Here is a 22,994-nt window from a genome sequence, read left to right on the forward strand (position 1 = left end):
TCTCAGTCCTCCAGGTCGGTGTCGAGACGCGACATGAGGAGCATGGTCGCGGTGTTGGCGAGGATGCGGTCGTTGGCGATCATCAGCGGCGCCGACAGGATGTCGCGCAGCTGGCGGCCGACGGAGAGCGGATTGTCGTTCTTGTAGCCCTGGATGCCGATGATGGTCAGCGCCTCCTGGACGATGGCAACGGCGCGGCGCGAGGCCTCGACCTTCACCGCGTTCATGGCGACGGCGAAGGCCATGGCGTTGATGGCTTCCTCGTCATGGCGCGCGGCCTCGAAGCGGGCGATGCCGTCGCGGACAATCGTCTTGAGCGCCGCCAGTTCGGCGGCAGCCGCAGCGAGGCGTGCGGCGCCGGGCGGCACGGCGTTCGGCATGCGGCGGGCGGCGGCGCGCACGCTCGCCTGCGCCTTGGACAGCGCGGAGCCGGCGATGCCGAACCAGAGCGAGGCCCAGAAGAGGTGCGAGCTTGCCAGCATGGACTGCGCGGCGATCTCGGCGAAGGGCTTGGGGAAAACCTGCGCTGCCGGCACCTTCGCCGACAGCTTGAAGCCGTGCGAGGTGGTGCCGCGCATGCCGAGCGTGTCCCAGACCGACGTCTGGACGAGGCCGGCCTGCGCTTTCTCGATGACGATCATCATCTGGTCGGAGGATGCAGCGTCCGGCGCGCGGCGGGCGGTGGCGAGGATGGCGTCGGCATCGAGCCCGTAGGAGATGACGGTCGCGTCTTTCTCGATCGAGACCAGGTCGCCGTCCGGCACGATGGAGCAGATCGAGTTGCGCAGGTCGCCGCCGATGCCCGCCTCGGTGGTGGCGGAGCCGAGCAGAAGCTGGTCGCCGGCGAGCCGCTGCATGAAGTCGCGGTGCCAGTCGCTGTCTTGCCCGTGATGCACGAGGCTGGACACCTTGATCTGGTGCATGGCGAAGACCATGCCAGCGGCCGAGCAGGCGGCGCCGAGCGTGGCGCAGAGCTGGGCGATCTCGCCGAAGTCGGCGCCCTCGCCCCCCAGGTGGGTCGGAATCATGATGCCGAGCAGGCGCTCTGCCCGCATGGCGTTGACGGCCTCCAGGGGAAAGCGCGCCTCGCGGTCCACGGCATCGGCGTGGGCGACAGCGACGTCCGCCACCTTTTTGGCGCGGGCAACGAGGTTTGCGGTGCGCGAGGCTCCGCCCAGTTCCGACCGGTCCAGCATGATCAGCCCCCGACCTTCTCGGAGCGCAGTTCTTCCAGGGCGGCGTTGATGGTCGCGATGGAGGAGAACAGGCGGCGGTTGAGCATCCGCTCGGGGAACTCGACGTCGAAGGCCTCTTCCAGGGCCAGCATGAGCTGGACCGAGCCGAAGGAGGTCATCCCGGCCTCGTAGAGGTCGCCCGTGTCGGACAGTTCGGCGATCCCCCCCGGCAGTTCAACTGTCCGGGCGATGATCTCTCGAATCTCGCTATGCATGTGGATCGCTCCAGCTGAGACGATCCCCGTTCCCGAGGATCTTTGTGTTGCATTTGACCAAGGCAATCAATGTTTGATTACCGATAGCGTTAACCGCCTGACGTAACGGTGGATGCAGTTCTGGCTCCACAAGACTTCATCTGCGTGAAGGATGCGGTGCCGATGTCTCCGGCCGGGACATCAGGGCGATGTCGGTATCCTGTCGTGCAGGAACAGTGCCGCGCTGCGAGGAGGCCGAACGGCCCTGATCGAGGCCGCGATCGGTTGGCTTTTCGGCAGTTGCGGGGCAGGTCCGCCCGCAACTGACACCCGGATAACCATTTGCTAAGGACATGCTGTGCCAAAACGGGTGCGGCTCACCGCATGGCAGTCCCGGTCGTCGTCGATCGTTCGGGCCACCCCCGTGTCGTCACGCAGTCGGCCAGCAGGTCCGCGTTTGGCCTTGTCCTTTTGCAACTGACGTCTCGATCTTTTGGTCATTCCATGTCCGGCACCGTTCTTCTTCTCTCCCAGTCGCTCCTCTATTTCGGGGTCATGGCGACCCTGTTCAGGCTGCGCCACCTCATGGGGCTGGGCGCCTTCCTGTGCGCGCTCGGCGTCATGCACTTCCTCGAGACCTATCTGGCCGCGGTCTTCTTCATCGAACTTCCTTTCGGTCTGTTGTCGCCGGGATCGACGGTCCTGTTCTCCGGCAAGCTCGCCATCATCCTGATGTTCTACATCCGGGAGGACGCCGAGACGGTGCGCCAGCCGATCTACGGCCTGCTGATCGGCAATTTCCTGATGGTGGCGCTGGTCGCGATGCTGCGCCTCTACGGTCCGCCCGTTGCCCTGTCCGGCTACAATCCGGACCTCGCCCTCATCGACCAGATGGGCGCGCTGATGGTCTGGGGCACGACGCTGCTCTTCATCGACGCCATCGCGCTGATCCTCCTCTACGAGAAGCTGCGCGGTCTGTTTCCCCGTTCCGTCGTGCTGCGATCATTTCTGGGTCTGGCCGTTATCCTGAGCTTCGACCAACTGGGCTTCTTCATCGGGCTGCATCTGGTAACGGGTACGCCGCTCAGTGCGCTGTTCGGCGGCTGGGTCGCCAAGATGGGGGCCGCGGCGACCTATGCGGTGCTCATCGGGGTCTATCTCACCCTGTTCGAGCGCAACGCGGCGGAGCCCGTGCCGCAACCCCTGTCCGATATCTTCCACAAGCTCACCTACCGGCACAAATACGAGGAACTGCTGGGCAAGAGCAGCCAAGACGCGCTCACCGGAGCCCTAACGCGCGAGCGCTTCGAGGCGCTGGGCGCGCCGACCCTGGCCCGGGGGCTGTCGGCGGGAATGGAAACCAGCCTGCTGATTCTCGACATCGACCACTTCAAGAGCATCAACGATCGCTACGGCCACGTCGTCGGCGACGAGGTGCTGCGGCGCGTGGTCGATTGCGTGCGATCGGAGATTCGCGGCGAGGACCGCATCTTCCGCTATGGCGGCGAGGAGTTCGTCGTTCTCTGCGAGAATACGGGGCCTGCGGCGGCTCTCGCAGCCGCGGAGCGCATGCGCCTCGCCGTCCATCAGCGGCTGGCGCTGGAGTTCGATGCGGCGCCGACCATCAGTATCGGCGTCGCGGCATCGCCGCAGGACGGAACCGGGGTCCGCGACCTCGTGGCGAAGGCCGACGCGCGGCTCTACGTCGCCAAGCGGGAAGGGCGGAACCGGGTGGTGGGGGAGGATGCAGAGCTGGCGCAACCCTGACCATGCGTTCCCACAGCGGCTGGAGCACGCGCGGGATGGTCAACGAATGTCGTCCATTTGGTAGCGGGAGGCAGAGTCGAACTGCCGACCTCAGGGTTATGAATCCTGCGCTCTCACCAACTGAGCTACCCCGCCCCAAAAGGGCCGCGACCCGGCGAACCGGCCCGCGAGAGCGCGGATATAAGGTCCCGGCCAAAGGGGTGTCAAGCACTCCGCAAGATCGCCGACGTCGGCGCGAAAGAGCATGGCGGATGGTGCGACCGTGGACTTGAGGCGCCTCAAGGGCCCCATGCCCCACATCGGGCAGTGTCGTCGCTGATGACGCGGAGGATACGCGATGAACGCGAAGATGCTGGCTCTCGGGGTGCTGGTGCTGGCGATCGCGCCGGCGGGCGCAACGGACGCCCCGAGCCGCGGGCGGCGTGTGGTCGACGAGTGGTGCCGCCTCTGCCATCTCAGGGCGGGCCAGCCGCCGCGCCGGGGCATGGCGGCGTCCTACGAGGAGATCGTCAGGCGGCCGGGGCGGGACGAGGCCTATTTCAACCGCCTGCTGCACGAGGACCATTTCCCCATGACCACCTTCCGGCTCTTCGAGCATGAGAAGCAGGACGTTCTCGCCTATCTCATGTGGCTGCAGCGCCGCCAGCAGCAGCGCCGGCGATAGGATCGGGGGTCAGGCGGCTTTCCTGAACCGCACCAGCGTGAAAAGCCCGCCGAATCCGGCCGGTTTCTTCTCGATCATGGTCAGCTCCTTTTCGCCCATGACGCGGTCGAAGGAGAAGTCCGGGTGCCAGCCGAGCTTGTCGCCGAACGGGGCGGCGGCCTTCTCGATCCAGGAGCGGATGCCGCCCTCGGCGGCGAAATGATTGACGAGGATGACCTCGCCACCCGGTTTGCAGACGCGGTTGAGCTCCGCCATCACGCCCTCGGGGTCGGGGACGACGGTGATCAGGTACATGGCCACGACGCAGTCGAACGAGGTGTCGCCGAAGGCGAGGCGGCCGGCATCCATCTGCAGGATGCCCTCGACATTGGCGAGGCCGTCGTCGACGCGCTTGCGGGCGATCTTCAGCATGTCGTACGACAGGTCGAGGCCGATGACGCGGCAGTTGTCGCCGTAGTCGGGGAGGGCGATGCCGGTGCCGACGCCGACCTCCAGGATGCGGCCTCCGACCCGCGAGGCCGCTGCGACCGCCGCCTTGCGGCCTGTCGTGGTGATGCGCCCGAAAAGCGGGTCGTAGATGGGCGCCCAGCGGGCATAGGCCTTCTGGATGGATCGGGCGTCGAGCTCGGCAGCCGGCATGGGAACTCCGTTCAGATCGCGGCCTGCAGGCGGGACGCAGGTCCGGCCCCGGCCTGTGAAAGGCGGCGGCGGATGAAGCCGCCGCCGAGGACGCGCGCGGGTCCGTGCGCGCTGTCGTAGAGAACGCAGGCCTGGCCGGGCGCGACCCCCTCCTCGCCGTCGAGGAGTTCCATCTCCGCTGCGCCATCGACGATGCGGAGGACCGCAGGCCGCGGCGGGCGGGTCGATCGCACCTTGGCGAAGCAGGCGAGGGGCTCGCCGTCGGCCGGCAGGGCGTCACCGAGCCAGTTGAAATCGCGCAGGGTGATGGTGTGGGTTGCGAGCGCCTCGCGCGGACCGACGATCACCTGGCGCCGGCGGGCGTCGAGGCCCACGACGTAGAGCGGCTCATGGGCGGCGATGCCGATGCCCCGCCGCTGGCCGACAGTAAAGCGCATGACGCCCTCGTGGCGTCCGAGTACCCGTCCGTCGACATGGACGATGTCTCCCGCCTCGGCCGCCTCCGGCTTCAGCTTCTCGACGATGGCGGTGTAGCGCCCGGTCGGCACGAAGCAAATATCCTGGCTGTCGGCCTTGTCGGCGATGGACAAGCCGAAGCGGCGGGCGTGCTCACGCGTCTCCGGCTTGGTCATGGCGCCGAGCGGGAAGCGCAGCAGGCCGAGTTGGTCGGGCGTCGTGGCGAAGAGGAAATAGCTCTGGTCCCGATCGGCGTCCGCCGGCCGGTAGAGGGCGCGCCTGCCCGACGGAACGAGGCGGCTCGACACGTAGTGGCCGGTGGCCAGCACGTCGGCGCCGAGGTCGCGGGCGGTGTCGAGAAGGTCCGTGAACTTCACGTGTCGATTGCAGTCGATGCACGGGATCGGCGTCTCGCCCTCGGCATAGGACTGGGCGAAACGGTCGATCACCGCCTTGCGGAAGCGCTCCTCGTAGTCGAGCACGTAGTGCGGGATGCCAAGCCGCTCGGCGACGCGCCGAGCGTCGTGGATATCCTGGCCGGCGCAGCAGGCGCCCTTGCGGTGAATCGCCTCGCCGTGGTCGTAGAGCTGCAGCGTCACGCCGACGACATCATAGCCCTGCTCGGCCATGAGGCCCGCGACCACCGACGAATCGACGCCACCCGACATGGCGACGACCACGCGGGTTTCCGACGGCGGCTTGGCGATGTCGAGACTGTTCAGCATCTGGGCGGGGTTCTCGTCTGGCAAGGGCTATATAGGCCGGCGCATCGCTGGCGCAAAGCTCCCTCGGGACCGCAACGCTTGAAGGACACGGCGCACCGGCCGGCATCGGAACGAAACCTGCAGCCGGCATTCGTCCGCTCCGTGAAGCGACGAGGGGTTTCCATGCGACCGCGGCTAATTCTGTTGGTGATCGGCCTGCTCCTGGCGGGCGTGACGACCGGCGCGCGGGCGCAGTCCCTGCCGAACCAGGCGGCGGGGCATGCCTGCGCGGCGAGCATTGCCCCTGAGCCGCGCCGGGAGTGTCTCGCCGCGGCGGATGCCGCCATGACGGGCGCCCTGGCGGCGGTTCGCGCTCGGTCCATGCAAGCCGTGGCCGGGTGGGACGGCAATCTCGAAGCCGGCGACCGTGCCGAATGGACGACATCTCTCGGCAAGGTGCTGGATCTCTGGCTCGCCCTGCGCGAACGCCTTTGCTCGCCACAACTCATCGGCCGCGAGCGGCGCATGGCTGCCGCGGCCGTCGAGATTGCCGCGCTTGACTGCCGGCTGTCCATTGGCGCCGTCATTGTCGCGGACCTCGACCACCGCTTCGGCGGTGAGGGGGGTGTTCCGCGAGCGAGCTTCACCGCAGGAGGGCGCGGGACGAACCGCCGCGAGGTCATCGCCGCGGAAGGCGCGCAGCCGCTCTGCCGCCATCCGGGCCGAGGGGGCGACTACCAGCCGCTGACGGCTTGCTATGAACGCCACGTCGTCCGGCTCGACCGCGAACTTGCAGCACTCCTTACCGCCGTCCTCGGCGCCATCGGCAGGCGGGCGGACCTTGCGCCGGCGGAGCGGGCGGACTGGTCGGCGCAGGCCGTCGCCCTGCAGGATATCTGGCGGAACCTGCGCGACAAGACCTGCGCTCTCGAGGCCTATGAGACGCCCAACCGCTTCGCCAACTCCATCTATTCCGGCATCGTTGGTCCCTGTCTTGTTGTCGAGACCGAGGCGCGTATTCGCTGGCTGCGGACGCGCTACCGCCTGCAATGATGTCTTGAGCCGGTCATCCCGCCGCATTACACGCGCGGCATGACAGTCCGCTATGCGCTCTATGCCGCCCCGTCACCGGACAGCCGCCTCTGGCACTTCGGTTCATCCGTCATCGGCTATGATGCCGCGGCCGGCCGCGCGCTGCCGTTTCCGTCCCATCCCCCCTGCGACGCCGCCGACTGGGCCGATCTGACGCACGACCCGCGCCGCTACGGGTTCCACGGCACGCTCAAGGCACCGTTCTCCCTCGCCGCGGGTATGGAGGAGGGTGATCTCCTCGAAGCGGCGATGCTCTTTGCCGAGCGGCGGCAGGCCTTCGCCGTTCCAGCTCTCGAGGTGGTGCTTCTCGGGCGGTTCGTCGCCCTCGTGCCGGGGGTGGCATCGCCAGAACTGACGGCGCTCGCCGCCGGCTGCGTGCGCGATTTCGACGCCTTCCGAGCCTCGCTCACCGAAGCCGATCGCGCGCGCCGCCTGAAGGCTCCGCTCAGCGACCGGCAGGTCGCCCAACTCGACGCCTGGGGCTACCCCTATGTGTTCGAGGATTTCCGGTTCCACATGACCCTGACCGGTTCGCTGCCGGAGGAGCGGCGGGAGGCCGTGCGCGCGGGGCTGGCGGCGGCCTATAAAGAGGTGGCTGCACCGCTGCCCATAGACGGGCTCTGCGTGTTCCGCCAGAAGGATCGTTCCACCCGTTTCGAGGTGCTGGCGCGGTTCGCTTTCGACGCGTGACGTGCGCCGGTCGCGAGGCGTGCCTCCATCGCGTCTTGCCTTGCCGATGCCCCTCGCTTAAGCCGCTGGGGCGGTTGCTCCACCATGGAGCTTCCAGCCGCAGCCTGCGAGACGACCATGCATGACATCCGCTGGATCCGGGACAATGCCGAAGCCTTCGACGCTGGGCTCGCAGCGCGCGGGCGCGATCCGCTGTCCGCGACGCTGATCGCGCTCGACGATGCCCGAAAGGCCGCCGTTGGCGTGCTGCAGTCGGCGCAGGAGCGGCGCAACGCCGCCTCCAAGGAGATCGGCCAGGCCATGGCCGCCAAGGACGGCCCCCGAGCCGATGCACTGAAGGCTGAGGTCGCGGCGCTGAAGGACAGGATGGCTGAGGCCGAGGCGACCGAGAAGAAGGCGAGCGCCGATCTGACGGTAGCGCTCGAGGTCATCCCGAACCTGCCGCTTGCCGAAGTGCCCGTCGGACCGGACGAGAGCGGCAATGTCGAACGTCACCGCTTCGGCGCGCCGCGTGTGATCGCCGGTGCGAAGGAGCATTTTGAACTCGGCGAAGCGCTGGGCGAGATGGACTTCGAGGTGGCGGCCAAGCTCTCCGGCGCCCGTTTCGTGGTGCTCAAGAGGCGTCTCGCCCGCATGGAGCGCGCCTTGTCGCAGTTCATGCTCGACCTGCACACCGACGTCCACGGCTATAGCGAGATTAATCCGCCGGTGCTGGTCAAGGACGCCGCCGTCTATGGCACGGGGCAGTTGCCCAAGGCGGCCGAGGACATGTTCGTCACCCGTGAAGGGCTCTGGCTCACCCCGACGGCCGAGGTGACGCTGACCAATCTCGTCGCGCAGGAGATCGTCGCCGAGGACGTCCTGCCGCTGCGCCTGACCGCCGCCACCCAGTGCTTCCGCTCGGAGGCGGGAGCGGCCGGCCGCGACACCCGCGGCATGCTGCGCCAGCACCAGTTCCTCAAAGTCGAACTCGTCTCCGTCACGGCGCCCGAGCAATCGGCCGACGAGCATGAGCGCATGCTGGCCTGCGCCGAGGAGGTGCTGAAGCGCCTCGACCTGCACTATAGGGTCGTCACCCTCTGCACCGGCGACATGGGCTTCTCTGCGCGCAAGACCTACGACATCGAAGTCTGGCTGCCGGGACAGAAGGCCTTCCGCGAGATTTCGTCCTGCTCGGTCTGCGGGGATTTCCAGGCGCGCCGCATGAACGCGCGCTACCGGCCGAAAGCGACCGACAGCAAGCAGCCGGCGCCGCAGTTCGTCCACACGCTGAACGGCTCGGGTACGGCCGTCGGCCGGGCGCTGATCGCGGTCATGGAAACCTATCAGCAGGAAGGCGGCGCCATCGCGGTGCCGTCCGTCCTCCAGCCCTACATGGGCGGCCTCACCCTCATCGAGAAAGCCTGATGCGCATTCTGGTCACCAATGACGACGGTATTCACGCGCCGGGCCTGCTGGCGGCGGAACGCATCGCCCGGTCGTTGTCCGACGACGTCTGGGTGGTGGCCCCCGAGACCGATCAGTCGGGCGTTTCGCACTCGCTCTCTCTGAACGACCCGCTGCGCCTGCGCGAGGTGTCCGAGCAGCGCTTTGCGGTCAAGGGAACGCCGACAGACTGCGTGATCATGGCCGTGAAGCACATCATGGCCGGCGATCCGCCGGATCTGGTGCTGTCCGGTGTCAACCGCGGCCAGAACGTCGCCGAGGACGTCGGCTATTCGGGGACGATCGCCGGTGCCATGGAAGGCACGATCCTCGGCATTCCCTCCGTCGCCCTGTCTCAGGCCTATGGTCCCGAGAGCCGCCACCAGGTGCCCTATGAGACGGCCGAGGCCCACGCGCCCGGCATCATCCGGACTATCCTCGAGGAGGGAATCCGCTCAGGATCGCTGATCAATCTGAACTTTCCCAATCGCAGCCCGGATCAGGTGCGCGGCGTCCAGGTGACGGCGCAGGGCCGCAGGGACCAGGAGATTCTCACGATCGATCCGCGTCATGACGGGCGTGGCAATCCCTATTACTGGATCGCCTTCGTGCGGAACCGCCACCGGATCGAGAACGGCACCGACCTTTGGGCCCTGTCCGAGGGCTATATCTCGGTGACGCCGCTCGAGATCAACATGACCGACGAACCGTCGATGACCCGGCTCGCCGCCGTTTTCGCCGGCGACCGCGCACCCGGCTCCTGAGGCCCGGTCATGAACGCCGCGCCCGGACCGGAGCATTTCCTGGCGGCCGCGGAATTCGTGCTGATGCTCCGCCAGTCAGGTCTCAGCGACCGGCGCGTCCTGCGGGCGATGGAACAGGTGCCGCGAGTGCCGTTCCTCGAGGAGCGCCATTTCCCCCTGGCCGACGAGGACGTCGCGCTGCCGATCGGCATGGGGCAGACCATCCTGCGTCCGACCCTGCAGGCGGCCATGATCGAGGCCCTGGACGTCGCGCCGGAGCATCGCGTCCTCCATATCGGGACGGGTTCGGGCTATGCCGCCGCCGTTCTCGGGCGGCTCGCGGCCAGCGTCGTCACCGTCGAGCGATGGCGGACGCTCGCCGATGCCGCGCACGCGCGCCTGCGCTCCCTCGGCTATGACATGGTGGAGACGATCTTCGGGGACGGCTATGAGGGACACCTGACCCGCGCGCCTTATGACCGCATCCTGCTGACCTGCGCAGTGTCCGATCCGCCGCCGCATCTGCTCGCCCAACTCGCGCCCGACGGCATCATGGTGACCCCACTGACGGCCGGCGTGGTGGTACGGACGGACAAGGCGGACAGCCCCGCACGACGGACGGCCTTTGCCGTCGCGCAAGTCGATCCGGCCGTTCACGGGGTGGCCCGGCGTCTTTGAGTTCCGCGATATTTTCGCGGGATGACAACCGAACCTTAACCTGAACAGGTCATAAATCGGGTCGTCACTTGTTGCGTACCGCGTGAGAGTAGCCATGCGTCCTCGTGCGTTCTCCGGCTTGTCCCGGGCAGTCCTCGTCTTCGCGGTTTCGAGCCTTGGCGCTGCGTGCAGCTCCGATGTGGCGCGCTTCGACGACAATCCCTTCAGCACCCGGCAGGTTGCCAGCGCCTCGGCGCCGCAGCAGGTTCAGGCCGCGCCCGTCGCGCAGGTGGACTCGCAGCCTCTGCCGGCACGCGACTTCGTCGTACCGTCTCCGCCTCCCGCGGCGACGGCGCAGGGCGGCGGCTCGCCGTTCGGCCAGGGAGGTGACCCCGGCCTGACGACGGGCACCGTCACGCCCCGACAGGGCTTCGGCTCGTCGAGCCCCAACACGCCCGCGGTGCGGCAGATGGCCATGGGCCAGACGACGTCCGGCGGTCCGGCCGGTTCCGGTCGCGGCGGCTGGTCGGCCACCGGCGGCACTACGATCCGCGCAGCCCAGGGCGACACGCCCGAGGCTCTCTCCCGCCGCTACGGCGTACCGGCGAATGCGATCGCGCAGGCCAACGGCATCAGTGGCAACCAGCCCTTTTCGGCGGGTCAGAACGTCGTGATCCCGACCTACTCGCTCGCTGGTGCTTCTGCGCCTCAGCCTGCCCGCAGCGGTGGTTCCGACCTCGTGCGGCAGCCGGTTGCGACTCCTGACCAGCCGCGCCGCGTGCAGACTCAGGCCATAACCTCAACTCCGCAACGCACCGCCGCTGCGACCCCGACGCAGCAGCCAGGTCGCATGAACTGGCAGCCCGGCGCACAGCCATCGGCAGCGTCACCGGCTCCCGCGTCGGTCCCGACGCGCACTGCGACCCGCTCGGGCACTCATACCGTCACCGGTGGCGAGACGCTCGCAGGTGTCGCGCGTCGCTACGGCATTTCCCGTCAGCAACTCGCCACCGCGAACAGGCTCCAGCCGACGCAGTCACTGCGCACGGGACAGATCCTGCAGATCCCGTCGGCGCAGGCTGCCGCAACATCGTCGCGCCAGCTCTCGGTCGAGCCCTCCGCCACTCCCGCTCCTGCGGCTCGCCGCGAGCAGGCCCAGCGCGCCGTGGCGCAGGCTCAGTCGACACCGGCTGGCCGGCAGGCCGATCCGCAGCCGACCGCGGCGATCCCGCCCGCGCAACCGGCTCTGGCTGCGCAGCAGAGCACTCCAGCGCCCGCGCCGGTCCAGGCCGCTGCCGAAGCGTCGGCAACTGCCGAGGCGCCGGCACGCGCCGCATCGGCCGAGCCGCAGTTCCGCTGGCCCGTCCGCGGGCGCGTCGTCTCCAGCTTCCGCGCCGGCAGCAATGACGGCATCAAGCTGTCGGTGCCGCAGGGCACCCCGATCAAGGCGGCGGAAGACGGTGTCGTCGCCTATGCCGGCAACGAGCTCCGGGGCTACGGCAACCTCGTCCTGGTGCGCCATGCCAACGGCTTCGTCACCGCCTATGCCCACAATTCGTCGATTGCGGTCCGGCGCGGCGAGCAGGTGAGGCGGGGGCAGACGATCGCTGCGGCCGGCCAGACCGGCAACGTGTCCTCGCCGCAGCTGCATTTCGAGATCCGCCGTGGTGCAACGCCGGTCGATCCGATGACCTTCCTCGGGGCGAACTGACGCCCCGCAACCACCCGAGTTTCCCGGTATTGCCGGGCCGGATAGTCGATCGGTCCTCTCCTGCGACCTCCAAGGGACCGGTCATTTCAGGGGCGGCACGGCGGTGCCGCCCCACTTCCTTTCCGATCAGCCGTCGAGCCGGACGCCAAGCCGGCCAGCCAGTTCCTGGACGAATTGCCAGGCGACGCGGCCCGAGCGCGATCCGCGCGTCGTCGCCCACTCAAGCGCCTCTGCGCGCACCACATCCCCGTCGGCCGTCAGGCGGAAATGGTCGACGTAGCCGAAGACCATGGCGAGGTATTCGTCCTGGCTGCATTTGTGAAAGCCGAGCCAGAGACCGAACCGGTCCGAGAGCGACACCTTTTCCTCGACGGCCTCGCCGGGATTGATCGAGGTCGAGCGCTCGTTCTCCATCATGTCGCGCGGCAGGAGGTGCCGGCGGTTCGACGTGGCGTAGAAGATCACATTGTCCGGGCGGCCCTCGATGCCGCCTTCGAGCACGGCCTTCAGCGACTTGTAGGACGTGTCGTCATGGTCGAAGGACAGGTCGTCGCAGAAGACGATGAAGCGGTATCCGGTCGCGCGGACCATGGTCATGAGCTGCGGCAGGCTCTCGATATCCTCGCGGTGGATCTCGACGAGCTTCAGGACCGCGGGCTTGCCGGCACGGGTAAGGTCGGCGTTGACGGTGGCGTGGGCGGCCTTGACCAGCGACGACTTGCCCATGCCGCGGGCGCCCCACAGCAGGGCGTTGTTGGCGGGAAGGCCCTCGGCGAAACGTCGGGTGTTCTCGATCAGGGTATCGCGGGCCCGGTCGATGCCGCGCAGCAGGACCATCTTGACGCGATTGACCTTCGGCACGGGATCGAGGCGGGGTTCCTGCGGGTTCCACACGAAGGCATCGGCCGCGGCGAGATCGGGGACGCGGGGCACGGGCGGCGCCAGGCGTTCGAGGGCGGCTGCGATACGTTCGAGCACGACCGGGTCGAGGGCTTGGGACAAAGGCGTCACTCCAGCGGACTTTGCCCGTCCCATGCACCAGCGTGCCGCATGAGGCAATCCGGCCACTGGAACAAAAGCCGCGCGCGGCTTACATGGCTTTTCGCGCCGGCCAAGGCATCGTTGCATTCGACGCCTTGCTGGCTATAGTCCGCGCCGAAATCCGTTCCGTTGCGCTTCCGCCACGGGAAATCTCCAAGAGGAACCTTCATGTTCATCACTCCGGCCTTCGCGCAGACCGGTGCGGGCGGCTCCAACGACATCCTGATGTCGATGCTGCCCTTCGTGCTGATCTTCATCATCATGTATTTCCTGATCCTGCGCCCGCAGCAGAAGAAGGTGAAGACGCATCAGGAGATGATCGGGAGCCTGCGCCGCGGCGATCAGGTTACTCTCTCCGGCGGCGTGATCGGCCGCATCACCAAGGTGATCGACGATTCGACGATCGAGCTGGAGATTGCCGACAACGTGCGGATTCGCGCCGCCAAGCAGTTCGTTTCCGACCTGCGCTCGAAGAGCGAACCGGCCGACGAGAAGTGATGCATCCGGGCCGCTGACGGCCCGCCCCCGAGGACGACCGATCGATGCTGAGCTTCACGCGCTGGAAGGCGACCCTGGTTCTGATGACGGTGCTCGCCACCATGCTGCTGGCCGTGCCGAACGTGCTGCCGCAGTCATGGGTGGACAAGCTGCCGCGGGCGCTGCGCACGCACATGACGCTCGGCCTCGATCTGCAGGGTGGCGTTCACCTGATGCTGCAGGTTGATTCGGACGAGGTGCGGCGCGCGATGCTGGAGAACCTGCGCGACGACGTGCGTCGCGTCATGCGTGACTCCCGCCTGCAGGTCCAGAATCTCGGCTTCCAAGGCAACGCTGTCGTCGTCCGGCTGCGCGACGGGCAGAACGGCGAACTGGCGCTGACCGAGTTGCGCAAGCTCCCGCAGATGATCGGCGGCGCCTTCTCGACCTCCGGGCAGTATGATTTCGAGGTGTCGCGCCAGGGTGACACGTTCGCCGTGGCGGCGACCGATGCCGGCATCCGCGACAAGATCTCGCGCGCCGTGACGCAGTCGATCGAGGTGGTGCGCCGGCGCATCGACCAGCTCGGCACGACCGAGCCGGTGATCCAGCGGCAGGGTATCGACCGCATCCTCCTGCAGGTGCCCGGCGAGAAGGACCCGCAACGGCTGAAGACCATTCTCGGCCAGACCGCCAAGCTTGAGTTCCGCCTCGTCGACCAGTCGATGTCGCCGCAGGAGGCGCTGGGTGGCCGGCCCCCCGCGGACAGCGTCATCCTCTACGAGGAGGTCAAGGAGGGGAACCGCGTCGTCCAGCAGGTTCCCTACGTCATCCAGCGCCGCGTCATCGTGTCGGGCGAGGAACTGATCGACGCGCAGGCCGCCTTCAACGCGCAGCAGGCCGAATGGGTGGTGAACTTCCGCTTCAACGCCTCCGGCGGCCGCAAGTTCGCCCAGGCGACGACCGAGAACGTCAACCGGCCCTTCGCCATCATCCTCGACAACAAGGTGGTCTCGGCGCCGGTGATCCGCGAGCCCATCCTGGGCGGCTCGGGCCAGATTTCCGGCCGGTTCACGGCGGAGAGTTCGGCCAATCTCGCCCTGCTGCTTCGCGCCGGCGCGCTTCCCGCACCGCTCACCGTCGTCGAGGAGCGGACGGTCGGCGCTTCGCTCGGCCAGGATTCGATCACCTCGGGCACGCGGGCGGCGATCATCGGATCGATCTTCGTGCTGGTCTACATCTTCGCCACCTATGGCCTGTTCGGGCTGTTCGCCAACATCGCCGTTCTGGTCAACGTGACGATGATGTTCGGCTTGCTCAGCCTGATCGGTGCGACGCTGACGCTTCCGGGCATCGCGGGCATCGTGCTGACGGTCGGCATGGCGGTGGATTCGAACGTCCTGATCTTCGAGCGTATCCGCGAGGAGGTGCGAAGCGGGCGAAGCGTCATCGCATCCATCGATGGCGGCTTCAGCAAGGCGTTGGGGACCATCATGGACGCCAACGTCACCGGTCTGCTCACCGCAATGGTGCTGTTCTTCCTCGGGACAGGACCGGTCAAGGGCTTCGCCCTGACACTGGGGCTCGGCATTATCACCACCATGTTCACGGCGATCACGTTCACGCGCTTCATTGTCGTGTTCTGGCTGCGCTGGTTCAAACCGGCGCGGATTCCGATGTGATCCGGGCGACTGGGAGACTTTGACCGTGCGCCTGCTCAGACTGATTCCGGACGACACCAATTTCGGGTTCATGCGGTTCCGGCCGTATGCCTTCGCGCTGTCGGCCTTCATTGCCGCCGCGACCGTCGTCGGGTTCCTGATTCTCGGCCTCAACGTCGGCATCGATTTCAAGGGCGGAACGCTGGTGGAACTGCAGACCAAGCAGGGGGCGGCGAATATCGCCGACCTGCGTGCACGGCTGCAAGGCGCCAATGTCGGCGATGTCCAGTTGCAGGAATTCGGCGGGCCCAATCTCGTCCTGGTGCGCTATGGCGAGCAGCCGGGCGGTGAGCCCGGCCAGCAGGCGGCGCTGCGGCGCGTGCGCGCCACGATCGATGCCGACTACGAGGTGCGACGCACAGAGGTCGTCGGGCCGACCGTGTCCGCCGAACTCGTCCAGTATTCCGTGATCGGCGTCCTCATCTCCATCTTCGTCGTGCTCATCTACCTGTGGTTCCGCTTCGAGTGGCAGTTCGCTCTGGGAGCCATGATCGCGACGCTCCACGACGTCACGGCGATGATCGCCTTCTACGTCTGGACACGCGCGGATTTCGACATCACCTCCATCGCCGCGATCCTGACGATCATCGGTTATTCGCTGAACGACACCGTGGTCGTCTTCGACCGCATCCGGGAAATGATGCGCAAGCACAAGCGCCTGCCGGCCGGCGAGTTGCTCGATGTGGCGATCAACTCCACCCTTTCGCGCACGACCATCACTGCGACAACAACGTTCCTGGCGCTGCTCAGCCTCTATTTCTTCGGCGGCGAGGTGATCCAGGGCTTCACCGCCTCGATGCTGGTCGGTGTGATCGTGGGAACCTATTCGTCGATTTTCATCGCCGCTCCGATCCTCATCTATCTCGGATTGCGGACGGGTGGGTTCGGGGCGCCAGCGCCGGCGCAGGCTGGAGAGGCAAGCCAGCCAGAGGCGAAGGCGAAAGCCTGACGTGCCGCGCGGCGAACTCCCGAAGGTCCTGCATGACGGCTTCGTTCCAGGACGGTTTGCCATCGACGCCTATGGCCGTGGCGGCTTCCGCTTCGCGGACATGAGCCACCGGGGATCGATCCTTGCCCTGCCGTCCGGCATCCATGCCTGGTCCGTGACGGAGGCCGACGCGATCGATACCGATGCGCTGCGCCTGGTGCTGGCGGAAAGCCGCGATATCGACGTCCTCCTGATGGGGATGGGTGAAGTGCCCCATCCGCTGGCCGACGGTGTCAGATGGGTGCTGCGCGAGGCCGACATCGGGATCGACGTGATGACCACCGGCGCTGCGGCGCGCACCTACAACATCATGCTAGGCGAGAAGCGCCGGGTGGCCGCGGCCCTGGTCGCGATCGGGTGACGCCATGGCCGTTCCGCCGCGCCCCGGTCGGCTTGCTTCCGCCTATGCCCATTGCGATGAGGCGGTCCGTGCCGGCGACAAGGACCGATGGCTCGCGGGGCTGTTTGCACCCGCCGAGGGCCGCCCCGACCTGATGGCGCTCTACGCCTTCAATCTCGAGATCGCCTCGGTCCGCGAGCGCATCTCCGAGCCGTTGCCCGGCGAGGTCAGGTTGCAGTGGTGGCGCGACGTCCTCACCGGCGAGGGGCGCGGCGACATCTTGGCCCATCCCGTGGCCGCCGCCATGGTGGACATGGTGTCCCGCCACGGGCTGTCGGTGCAGCCCCTGCTCGCCCTCATCGATGCGAGGGTGTTCGATCTCTACGATGATCCGATGCCGAGCCTTCCCGACCTCGAAGGCTATTGCGGCGAGACGAGTTCGGCGCTGATGCAGATCGCGGCCCTGATCCTCGCCGAGGGGCGGGACCCGAAAACAGCCGATCTCGCCGGTCATGCCGGCGTCGCCTATGCGATCACCGGACTTCTGAGCGCCTTCGCGCTGCATGCGGCGCGCGGGCAGGTGTTCGTTCCGCTGGAGGTTCTGGCGGCCGAGGGCGCGACCCGCGAGGATGTCGTCGCCAGGCGCGACAGTCCGCAGATCCGGGCGGCGCTGTCCGTTCTCCGCAACGTCACGAGGCGGCATCTGGCGGCGGCGGATCGCCTGACGGCCGAGGCCGATCCGGTCGTGCTGGCGGCCATCGCACCCGTCGCGACGGTCTTCGCGAGGCTGGCGCGCCTCGACGCGGCGCTCGATCCGTTCGCGCCGCCACGGGATGTCTCCCAGTGGCGGCTGCAGTGGGCGATGTGGCGCTGGACCCGTCGGTTCGGCCGGGCGGCGCGCGGCTGACGCTCAGGCCGCGTCAGCCACCTTACGGGCGATGTACTCGATCTCGCCGCGCTGGAAGCCGAGGTCGGCCAGCGACCGGTCGTCGAGCTGGGTCAGCTCCTCGCGGGTGCGGATGTAGATCAGATGTGCCTTGAAGCGGGCAATGAGGGCGTTGAGCAGGTAGATCATGGCGGTCGGTCCCGATACGGATGCGGGCGTTCGTCCCTGAGTTTCTTGCCTCTCAGATAGTCATTATGCTGCAATTGCGAGATGGAAAATTGTGCACCGCAGCTATGCGATAGGCACATGTAGACGTTAACGATTTTCGATCAGGCGAAGTGTGCGACGAGCGCGAGGCATGCCGCGCCTGCGGCGAGGGCTGCGACGGAGGCGCCGGCGAAGACGAGGCCAAAGCGGGTCGATCCCAGCACCAGGCCATAGGCGGCCTTGGCCAGCGTGTTGGCGCCGACCGCCACCAGCATGGCAATCGTGGCGGCCTCGGCCGAGAGGCCGCCGTTCACAAGACCGGCGGCGGTAATGACTGGGGCATCGACATCGCCCAGCCCCGCCAGCGCCGAGACAACGATGACGCCGGCCTCGCCGAACCAGGTGGAGCCGGCCCGCGCCGCAAAGGCGATAGCGGCCAGCAGGATGGCGAGCTGGAAGACGCGAATCAGATCGAAGGGATTGGCTGAGACATGGGGCTCGTGCTGACCGGAATCGCGGCGGGAGAAGACGAGGGCGGCAACGCCGAGGACGATGGCGCCGCCGGCGAGCGCCGCCCCGACGCGGGGCAGCAGGGCCGGCGCCAGTGCGAAGACCAGAAGAGCGGTGCGGGCGTAGGAGACGAGTCCGGCGGCGAGAGCGCCAGCGACGAGGGTGTCGGTGTCGCCGCCGGCGGTGGCGCGACGTGCGTTGCTGATCGTCGTCGCGGTCGATGACAACAGGCCGCCGATCGCGCCGGCCACCAGTTCGCCCTGCCTTTCGCCGAGCAGTTTGACGGCGGCGTATCCGACGAAGGAGATGGTCGCGAGGAGGATGGCGAGCGTCCAGATCCGCGCTGGCGATATCCCGCCGAAAGGACCGACGGGACTGTCGGGCACGAAGGGCAGGATGACGAAGGTCATTGCCAGGAGCACGATCGCGGAGCGCAGCTCGGCAAAGGTCAGCGCCTCGACGAAGCGGTGGAGCGCCTCGCGTGCCGCGAGGATCGCCACCAGCACGACCCCGGCCGCTCCTGCAATCCGCATGTCGCCGAGAACCGCGAGAGCCCCCAGCGCGAAGGTCACCATGGCGGCGATCGAGGAAGTGACGCTGTAGGTGTTCTCCGCCTGCTGCTCGCGGTACTGGAAGAAGCCGAAGACGGCGGCGAAGGCGACGAAGAATCCGGCCAGGAGCAGTCCGGGCCAGCCGTTCGCACCTCCGGTCCGCAGCGCCAGTTCGAGCGCGCCGGCGATGCCTCCGAACATGCCGACGAGCGTGTAGGTGCGCAGCCCGGCGGTTCGCTGGCCGTCATCCTCGCCGCGCTCGCGCCAGTGACGCTCCGCGCCGACGAGAGCCCCCACAGCCATGGCGACGCCGAGGCGCTGGGCGAGTTCGAGTTCGGTCATGATGGGGTAGCCGTCAGGGGCATCGGTCGAGGTCCGTCGGCCATCAAGGGTGAATGTGGCTTCGCCTATTCGGCCGCCTCACCCTTCACCTTCAGGGGGCGCCGCGCCAGCACGTCGGCCAGGAACCGGCCGGTATGGCTGCGCTTTTCCCTGGCGATGACCTCCGGTGGACCCTCGGCCACAACCTCGCCGCCGCCGTCGCCGCCCTCGGGGCCCATATCGATCACCCAGTCGGCGGTCTTGATGACCTCGAGATTGTGCTCGATCACCACGACGGAATTGCCTTGGTTGACCAGTTCGTGCAGGACCTCCAGCAGCTTGGCGACGTCGTGGAAGTGCAGGCCGGTGGTCGGCTCGTCGAGAATGTAGAGGGTGCGGCCGGTGGCGCGGCGCGACAGTTCCTTCGACAGCTTGACGCGCTGGGCCTCGCCGCCCGACAGCGTCGTCGCCTGCTGACCGACGTGAATGTAGCCGAGGCCGACCTCGGAGAGGGTCCTCAGGATGTCGCGCACGCGCGGCACCGCTTTGAAGAAGTCGACGCCTTCGTCGACTGTCATGTCGAGCACGTCGGCGATCGACTTGCCCTTGAACACCACTTCCAGCGTCTCGCGGTTGTAGCGTTTGCCCTTGCAGACGTCGCAGGTGACATAGACGTCGGGCAGGAAGTGCATCTCGATCTTGATGACGCCATCGCCCTGGCAGGCCTCGCAGCGGCCGCCCTTGACGTTGAAGGAGAAGCGTCCCGGCTCGTAGCCGCGGGCCTTCGCCTCCGGCAGGCCGGCGAACCATTCGCGGATCGGGGTGAAGGCGCCGGTGTAGGTCGCCGGGTTGGATCGCGGCGTGCGCCCGATGGGCGACTGGTCGATGTCGATGACCTTGTCGAGATGTTCGATGCCCTCGATCCGGTCATGCGGGGCAGGGGCTTCGCTCGCACCGTTCAGCTTGCGGGCCACGGCCAGATAGAGCGTGTCGATGAGCAGCGTCGACTTGCCGCCGCCGGAGACGCCGGTGATGCAGGTGAAGAGGCCGAGCGGAATGTCCACCGTGACGTTCTTCAGGTTGTTGCCGCGGGCGCCGACGATCTTCATCGACCGGCCCTTTTGCGGCTTGCGGCGCTTGGGTAGCGGCACTCCCATCTCGCCGGTGAGGTACTTGCCGGTGAGGGACGCCGGATTGGCCATGATCTCGGCGGGCGTGCCTTCGGCGACGATCCTGCCGCCGTGGATGCCGGCGCCCGGACCGACGTCGACCACGTGATCGGCCTGCAGGATGGCGTCCTCGTCGTGCTCGACGACGATGACCGTATTGCCGAGGTCGCGTAGCCGCTTCAGCGTGCCGAGCAGGCGCTCATTGTCGCGCTGGTGAAGGCCGATGGACGGTTCATCCAGCACATAGAGCACGCCGGTCAGGCCGGAGCCGATCTGGCTGGCGAGACGGATGCGCTGGCTTTCTCCGCCCGACAGCGTGCCGGAATTGCGGCCGAGGGTGAGATAGTCGAGGCCGACATCGACGAGGAAGTGCAGGCGTTCGCGGATTTCCTTGAGGACGCGCTGCGCGATCTCGATCTGCTTGGCGTTCAGCTTTTCCGGCAGGTCGGCGAACCATTGCCGCGCGCCGCGCACCGACATCTGCGAGATCGCGCCGATGTGGCAGCCGCCGACGCGGACGGCGAGCGCCTCCGGCTTGAGGCGATAGCCCGAGCAGGTCTTGCAGGGCACGTCGGACACATAGCGGGAGATTTCCTCGCGCGCCCAATCGCTCTCGGTCTCCTTCAGCCGGCGCTCGAGGTTGCGGACGACGCCCTCGAAGGTCTTGGTGGTCTCGTAGGACCTGAGGCCGTCGTCATAGCGGAACGTGACGGTCTCGTCGCCGGTGCCGAACAGGATGGCGTGTTTCGCCTTCTCGGGGAGCTTCGACCAGGGCGCGGTGAGCGAGAAGCTGTAGTGCTTCGACAGGGCGTCGAGGGTCTGGGTGTAGAAGGGTGAGGTCGAACGTGCCCAGGGGCCGATCGCACCCTTGCGCAGCGACAGCTCCTTGTCGGGGATGACGAGGTCGGGGTCGACCGTCTGTTCGACGCCGAGGCCGTCGCAGGCCGGGCAGGCGCCGAAAGGGTTGTTGAAAGAGAAGAGCCGCGGCTCGATCTCGGAAATGGTGAAGCCGGAGACGGGGCAGGCGAATTTCTCCGAGAGGAGCACGCGCATGGGTTCGCCGCTCTCGGTCTTTTGGTCGGCGAACTCGATGACGGCGATGCCATCGGCGAGTTTCAGAGCGGTCTCGAAGCTGTCGGCGAGACGCGTCGCCATGTCGGCGCGAACGACGATGCGGTCCACCACCACGTCGATGTCGTGCTTGAGCTTCTTGTCGAGGGCAGGGGCGTCGGCGATCTCGTAGAAGGCGCCGTCGATCTTGACGCGCTGGAAGCCCTTCTTCTGCCAGTCCGCCAATTCCTTGCGATATTCGCCCTTGCGGCCGCGGACCGCCGGCGCAAGCAGATAGAGGCGTGAGCCCTCCGGCAGGGCCAGGGTCTTGTCGACCATCTGGCTCACCGTCTGGCTCTCGATCGGCAGGCCGGTGGCCGGCGAATAGGGCACGCCGACGCGCGCCCACAAGAGCCTCATGTAGTCATAGATCTCTGTCACCGTGCCGACGGTGGAGCGCGGATTCTTCGAGGTGGTCTTCTGCTCGATGGAAATGGCGGGCGACAGGCCGTCGATCTGGTCGACGTCCGGTTTCTGCATCATCTCGAGGAACTGGCGGGCATAGGCCGAGAGGCTCTCGACATAGCGGCGCTGGCCCTCGGCATAGATGGTGTCGAAGGCGAGCGACGACTTGCCGGAGCCCGACAGGCCGGTGAAAACCACCAGTGAATCGCGCGGAATCGTCAGGTCGACGTTCTTGAGATTGTGCTCGCGCGCGCCGCGCACGGAAATGAACCGTGAATCCGGGCGGCGCACGTCGTCGCTGAACTTGTCGAACAGGTCGCTCATCTCAACAGGCTTTCGGGCGGCCGGACCGGCGCGCGGGACGGGATCAGGCTTAAGCGTCATCACGGCAGGGACATGGCAGCAGGACGCGCCGGCACAGACATTCCCCCCAAGGTAGAAACGACGCCCGGGGAAAACCAGACCTCCGCTTTGCCGGATGGCAGCCGTGCGCGGATTTCCGGCGACAGGGGCATGGCGAATCTACGTGGAAGGCTAGCGGGTCTTGCCATAGTGGACAAGAACAAATAAGGAACAAGGCGGATCGGCGGAGCCCTGTCGGGGTCATCGCAAACTGGGGATAGTTCGCGGAAATGGCGGCGCCTGCGGTGACGCCTGACCATGAACGTGGGATGCGTCGGTCTGATGTGAGCGCAAAGCGCCCCGGGTCTTGAGGCTGCGGGGAAGGGAGAACGACGATGGCAGGCAGCGTCAACAAGGTGATCCTGATCGGCAATCTGGGCCGCGACCCCGAAATCCGACGGCTGAACAATGGCGAGCAGGTGTGTAACCTGCGTCTTGCCACCACGGAAACATGGCGCGACAAGGCCTCCGGGGAGCGCAAGGAGCGCACCGAGTGGCACCAGGTCGTGATCTTCAACGACAATCTGACGAAGGTGGCCGAGCAGTACCTTAAGAAGGGCTCCAAGGTTTACATCGAAGGCCAGTTGCAGACCCGCAAGTGGACCGACCAGTCCGGCGTCGAGAAGTATTCGACCGAGGTCGTGCTGCAGCGCTTCCGCGGCGAGATGGTCCTGCTCGACAGCCGCGGCGGGGGCGGTGGTGGCGGGGGCGGCGGCGGGTCCGACTATGCGGATGATGGCTTCGGCGCCTCGGGTGGTTTTGGCGGCGGTGGCGGGGCCATCGAGGGGCGCTCCGGCGCGGGGCGATCGGAAGCGCCGCGGCGGTCCGCTGCGCCTGCGGGCGGCCGTCCGATGGACGATGACGAGATCCCGTTCTGAGCAGGCTGGCC

23 protein-coding genes and 1 tRNA gene are annotated in these 22,994 nt (G+C 67.3%); 14 read left to right on the plus strand and 10 right to left on the minus strand.

All coding sequences use genetic code 11. The annotated features are described in order from the left end of the window. Positions 1-2: 2 nt before the first annotated feature. Both ACJ4V0_RS18050 and ACJ4V0_RS18055 read right to left on the minus strand, forming a co-directional pair. Positions 3-1,196 (minus strand): acyl-CoA dehydrogenase family protein, encoded by a 1,194-nt coding sequence (locus tag ACJ4V0_RS18050; protein ID WP_448300992.1) that lies wholly within the window; start codon positions 1,194-1,196, stop codon positions 3-5. A gap of 2 nt (positions 1,197-1,198) precedes the next feature. Further along, on the minus strand, positions 1,199-1,450 hold the full coding sequence (locus ACJ4V0_RS18055; protein ID WP_448300993.1) for an acyl carrier protein: 252 nt from the start codon (positions 1,448-1,450) through the stop codon (positions 1,199-1,201). Between the two features lie 483 nt (positions 1,451-1,933). Between ACJ4V0_RS18055 and ACJ4V0_RS18060 the strand changes: the two genes are divergently transcribed. Further along, positions 1,934-3,196 (plus strand): GGDEF domain-containing protein, encoded by a 1,263-nt coding sequence (locus tag ACJ4V0_RS18060; protein WP_448300994.1) that lies wholly within the window; start codon positions 1,934-1,936, stop codon positions 3,194-3,196. A gap of 58 nt (positions 3,197-3,254) precedes the next feature. Here ACJ4V0_RS18060 and ACJ4V0_RS18065 read toward each other — a convergent pair. After that, a tRNA-Met gene (locus ACJ4V0_RS18065) sits at positions 3,255-3,331 on the minus strand. A 202-nt stretch (positions 3,332-3,533) separates the two neighbouring features. Here ACJ4V0_RS18065 and ACJ4V0_RS18070 point away from each other — a divergent pair. Further along, positions 3,534-3,860: a hypothetical protein gene (locus ACJ4V0_RS18070; RefSeq protein WP_448300995.1), complete on the plus strand. Its 327-nt coding sequence runs from the start codon at positions 3,534-3,536 to the stop codon at positions 3,858-3,860. Positions 3,861-3,869: 9 nt separating this feature from the next. Here ACJ4V0_RS18070 and ACJ4V0_RS18075 read toward each other — a convergent pair whose 3' ends face one another. Together ACJ4V0_RS18075 and mnmA are read right to left on the minus strand one after the other, a co-directional pair. Then, entirely contained in the window at positions 3,870-4,499 is a 630-nt protein-coding gene (locus ACJ4V0_RS18075) for a class I SAM-dependent methyltransferase (RefSeq protein ID WP_448300996.1), read from the minus strand. A gap of 11 nt (positions 4,500-4,510) precedes the next feature. After that, positions 4,511-5,680, minus strand: a complete 1,170-nt coding sequence (gene mnmA, locus ACJ4V0_RS18080) for a tRNA 2-thiouridine(34) synthase MnmA (RefSeq protein WP_448300997.1) — start codon at positions 5,678-5,680, stop codon at positions 4,511-4,513. 162 nt (positions 5,681-5,842) lie between these two features. On the opposite strand from mnmA, the gene ACJ4V0_RS18085 reads away from it, so the two are divergent. The 6 genes from ACJ4V0_RS18085 to ACJ4V0_RS18110 all read left to right on the plus strand — a co-directional run bounded on the left by ACJ4V0_RS18085 (position 5,843) and on the right by ACJ4V0_RS18110 (position 11,977). Next, positions 5,843-6,712: a lysozyme inhibitor LprI family protein gene (locus ACJ4V0_RS18085; RefSeq protein WP_448300998.1), complete on the plus strand. Its 870-nt coding sequence runs from the start codon at positions 5,843-5,845 to the stop codon at positions 6,710-6,712. A gap of 39 nt (positions 6,713-6,751) precedes the next feature. Further along, on the plus strand, positions 6,752-7,441 hold the full coding sequence (locus tag ACJ4V0_RS18090) for a DUF1045 domain-containing protein (protein ID WP_448300999.1): 690 nt from the start codon (positions 6,752-6,754) through the stop codon (positions 7,439-7,441). Between the two features lie 117 nt (positions 7,442-7,558). Beyond that, entirely contained in the window at positions 7,559-8,848 is a 1,290-nt protein-coding gene (gene serS / locus ACJ4V0_RS18095) for a serine--tRNA ligase (protein WP_448301076.1), read from the plus strand. Further along, positions 8,848-9,630 (plus strand): 5'/3'-nucleotidase SurE, encoded by a 783-nt coding sequence (surE, locus tag ACJ4V0_RS18100; RefSeq protein WP_448301000.1) that lies wholly within the window; start codon positions 8,848-8,850, stop codon positions 9,628-9,630. The genes serS and surE overlap by 1 nt, the downstream gene beginning before the upstream one ends. Before the next feature lie 9 nt (positions 9,631-9,639). Then, a complete protein-coding gene (locus tag ACJ4V0_RS18105; protein WP_448301001.1) occupies positions 9,640-10,287 on the plus strand; it encodes a protein-L-isoaspartate O-methyltransferase family protein in 648 nt (215 codons plus the stop codon). 94 nt (positions 10,288-10,381) lie between these two features. Then, entirely contained in the window at positions 10,382-11,977 is a 1,596-nt protein-coding gene (locus ACJ4V0_RS18110) for a peptidoglycan DD-metalloendopeptidase family protein (protein WP_448301002.1), read from the plus strand. Between the two features lie 126 nt (positions 11,978-12,103). Here ACJ4V0_RS18110 and ACJ4V0_RS18115 read toward each other — a convergent pair whose 3' ends face one another. Both ACJ4V0_RS18115 and ACJ4V0_RS18120 read right to left on the minus strand, forming a co-directional pair. Next, positions 12,104-13,012: an ATP-binding protein gene (locus ACJ4V0_RS18115; protein WP_448301003.1), complete on the minus strand. Its 909-nt coding sequence runs from the start codon at positions 13,010-13,012 to the stop codon at positions 12,104-12,106. Beyond that, a complete protein-coding gene (locus ACJ4V0_RS18120; RefSeq protein ID WP_448301004.1) occupies positions 12,985-13,194 on the minus strand; it encodes a hypothetical protein in 210 nt (69 codons plus the stop codon). Before ACJ4V0_RS18120 ends, ACJ4V0_RS18115 begins: the two co-directional genes overlap by 28 nt. Here ACJ4V0_RS18120 and yajC point away from each other — a divergent pair. Genes yajC through ACJ4V0_RS18145 form a run of 5 tightly spaced genes read left to right on the plus strand, consistent with a single transcriptional unit; the run spans position 13,187 to position 17,451 of the window. Beyond that, complete coding sequence (gene yajC / locus ACJ4V0_RS18125; RefSeq protein ID WP_448301005.1) at positions 13,187-13,516, plus strand: preprotein translocase subunit YajC; 330 nt, start codon at positions 13,187-13,189, stop codon at positions 13,514-13,516. The genes ACJ4V0_RS18120 and yajC overlap by 8 nt on opposite strands. Before the next feature lie 44 nt (positions 13,517-13,560). Continuing rightward, on the plus strand, positions 13,561-15,177 hold the full coding sequence (secD, locus tag ACJ4V0_RS18130) for a protein translocase subunit SecD (protein ID WP_448301006.1): 1,617 nt from the start codon (positions 13,561-13,563) through the stop codon (positions 15,175-15,177). Between the two features lie 25 nt (positions 15,178-15,202). Further along, positions 15,203-16,165 carry a protein translocase subunit SecF gene (gene secF / locus ACJ4V0_RS18135; protein WP_448301007.1) on the plus strand — a complete coding sequence of 321 codons (963 nt, stop codon included), beginning with the start codon at positions 15,203-15,205 and terminating at the stop codon, positions 16,163-16,165. 1 nt (position 16,166) lies between these two features. After that, on the plus strand, positions 16,167-16,565 hold the full coding sequence (locus ACJ4V0_RS18140; RefSeq protein WP_448301008.1) for an Mth938-like domain-containing protein: 399 nt from the start codon (positions 16,167-16,169) through the stop codon (positions 16,563-16,565). Between the two features lie 4 nt (positions 16,566-16,569). Continuing rightward, entirely contained in the window at positions 16,570-17,451 is an 882-nt protein-coding gene (locus ACJ4V0_RS18145) for a phytoene/squalene synthase family protein (protein WP_448301009.1), read from the plus strand. A gap of 3 nt (positions 17,452-17,454) precedes the next feature. Here ACJ4V0_RS18145 and ACJ4V0_RS18150 read toward each other — a convergent pair whose 3' ends face one another. From ACJ4V0_RS18150 to uvrA, 3 genes are all read right to left on the minus strand, one after another. Beyond that, entirely contained in the window at positions 17,455-17,619 is a 165-nt protein-coding gene (locus tag ACJ4V0_RS18150; protein WP_448301010.1) for a DUF1127 domain-containing protein, read from the minus strand. 140 nt (positions 17,620-17,759) lie between these two features. Then, a complete protein-coding gene (locus ACJ4V0_RS18155) occupies positions 17,760-19,040 on the minus strand; it encodes an MgtC/SapB family protein (protein ID WP_448301011.1) in 1,281 nt (426 codons plus the stop codon). 65 nt (positions 19,041-19,105) lie between these two features. Then, positions 19,106-22,027, minus strand: a complete 2,922-nt coding sequence (gene uvrA, locus ACJ4V0_RS18160; RefSeq protein ID WP_448301012.1) for an excinuclease ABC subunit UvrA — start codon at positions 22,025-22,027, stop codon at positions 19,106-19,108. 413 nt (positions 22,028-22,440) lie between these two features. Between uvrA and ssb the strand changes: the two genes are divergently transcribed. Beyond that, entirely contained in the window at positions 22,441-22,983 is a 543-nt protein-coding gene (ssb, locus tag ACJ4V0_RS18165; protein ID WP_448301013.1) for a single-stranded DNA-binding protein, read from the plus strand. The last annotated feature ends 11 nt before the right edge of the window (positions 22,984-22,994 follow it).

This window comes from Phreatobacter aquiterrae (genome assembly GCF_053471285.1).

Coding starts and splice junctions, on each gene's coding strand:
- ACJ4V0_RS18155 (WP_448301011.1), bottom strand. CDS start 19,040: ATGACCGAACTCGAACTCGCCCAGCGCCTCGGCGTCGCCATGGCTGTG.
- ACJ4V0_RS18050 (WP_448300992.1), bottom strand. CDS start 1,196: ATGCTGGACCGGTCGGAACTGGGCGGAGCCTCGCGCACCGCAAACCTC.
- ACJ4V0_RS18150 (WP_448301010.1), bottom strand. CDS start 17,619: ATGATCTACCTGCTCAACGCCCTCATTGCCCGCTTCAAGGCACATCTG.
- yajC (WP_448301005.1), top strand. CDS start 13,187: ATGTTCATCACTCCGGCCTTCGCGCAGACCGGTGCGGGCGGCTCCAAC.
- uvrA (WP_448301012.1), bottom strand. CDS start 22,027: ATGAGCGACCTGTTCGACAAGTTCAGCGACGACGTGCGCCGCCCGGAT.
- ACJ4V0_RS18120 (WP_448301004.1), bottom strand. CDS start 13,194: ATGAACATGAAGGTTCCTCTTGGAGATTTCCCGTGGCGGAAGCGCAAC.
- ACJ4V0_RS18085 (WP_448300998.1), top strand. CDS start 5,843: ATGCGACCGCGGCTAATTCTGTTGGTGATCGGCCTGCTCCTGGCGGGC.
- ACJ4V0_RS18055 (WP_448300993.1), bottom strand. CDS start 1,450: ATGCATAGCGAGATTCGAGAGATCATCGCCCGGACAGTTGAACTGCCG.
- secD (WP_448301006.1), top strand. CDS start 13,561: ATGCTGAGCTTCACGCGCTGGAAGGCGACCCTGGTTCTGATGACGGTG.
- ACJ4V0_RS18115 (WP_448301003.1), bottom strand. CDS start 13,012: ATGGGACGGGCAAAGTCCGCTGGAGTGACGCCTTTGTCCCAAGCCCTC.
- surE (WP_448301000.1), top strand. CDS start 8,848: ATGCGCATTCTGGTCACCAATGACGACGGTATTCACGCGCCGGGCCTG.
- ACJ4V0_RS18070 (WP_448300995.1), top strand. CDS start 3,534: ATGAACGCGAAGATGCTGGCTCTCGGGGTGCTGGTGCTGGCGATCGCG.
- ssb (WP_448301013.1), top strand. CDS start 22,441: ATGGCAGGCAGCGTCAACAAGGTGATCCTGATCGGCAATCTGGGCCGC.
- ACJ4V0_RS18105 (WP_448301001.1), top strand. CDS start 9,640: ATGAACGCCGCGCCCGGACCGGAGCATTTCCTGGCGGCCGCGGAATTC.
- ACJ4V0_RS18145 (WP_448301009.1), top strand. CDS start 16,570: ATGGCCGTTCCGCCGCGCCCCGGTCGGCTTGCTTCCGCCTATGCCCAT.
- ACJ4V0_RS18090 (WP_448300999.1), top strand. CDS start 6,752: ATGACAGTCCGCTATGCGCTCTATGCCGCCCCGTCACCGGACAGCCGC.
- ACJ4V0_RS18075 (WP_448300996.1), bottom strand. CDS start 4,499: ATGCCGGCTGCCGAGCTCGACGCCCGATCCATCCAGAAGGCCTATGCC.
- serS (WP_448301076.1), top strand. CDS start 7,559: ATGCATGACATCCGCTGGATCCGGGACAATGCCGAAGCCTTCGACGCT.
- ACJ4V0_RS18110 (WP_448301002.1), top strand. CDS start 10,382: ATGCGTCCTCGTGCGTTCTCCGGCTTGTCCCGGGCAGTCCTCGTCTTC.
- ACJ4V0_RS18060 (WP_448300994.1), top strand. CDS start 1,934: ATGTCCGGCACCGTTCTTCTTCTCTCCCAGTCGCTCCTCTATTTCGGG.
- mnmA (WP_448300997.1), bottom strand. CDS start 5,680: ATGCTGAACAGTCTCGACATCGCCAAGCCGCCGTCGGAAACCCGCGTG.